Source organism: Sphingomonas faeni (assembly GCF_040407565.1).
Taxonomy (GTDB): Bacteria; Pseudomonadota; Alphaproteobacteria; order Sphingomonadales; family Sphingomonadaceae; genus Sphingomonas; species Sphingomonas faeni_F.
Window position 1 is genome coordinate 1 of sequence record NZ_JAPZPR010000026.1, and the last position, 517, is coordinate 517.

Annotated in this window: 1 protein-coding gene; it reads right to left on the reverse strand. The window is 49.1% G+C overall.

Annotated features, from left to right (window positions below):
• Window positions 1-9 precede the first annotated feature (9 nt).
• Window positions 10-517, reverse strand: a 508-nt coding sequence (locus tag O6Y00_RS22005) for a hypothetical protein (protein ID WP_353444630.1), incomplete at its 5' end; no start/stop codon positions are given.

Genomic DNA, 517 nt, shown 5'->3' on the forward strand with positions numbered 1-517 from the left:
CTACCTCTCCTACCATTTCTCTTTCTCTCTTCTCTTCTTTCCTCCTCTTCTTCTTCTTCCTCTCCTCTTTTCTCCCTCCCTTTTCCCCTTTTTCCTTCCCTCTTTTCCTTCTTTTCTCTCCCTCTCTCTTCCCTTCTCTCCCCCCCCTTTCTCTTCTTTTTTTCCTTCCTTTTCCCTTCTCTCCTTTCCTTTTTTTCTCTTTCCTTTCTTCTTCTTTCCTTTCCTCTTCTTCTCTCCTTTTCTTCTTCTTCCTCTCCCTTCCTCCCTCTTTTTCTTCCCCCCCCTCTTCCTCCCCTTCCTTCCTCCCTCTCCCCCCTTCCCCTTCCTTTCTCTCTCCCTTCTCTTCCTTTTCTCTCTCTTTCTCTTCTCCCCCTCTTCCTCTTCCTCCTCCTTCTTTCTCTTTTCTCTCTCTCTTCTCTCCCTCTCCTTCCCTCCCTCCTCCTCCTTCTCCCCCTTTCTCTCTCCTCTTCTCCTCCTCCCTCCTCTTTTTCCTTCTTTCCCCTCTCCCTCTTCCTCC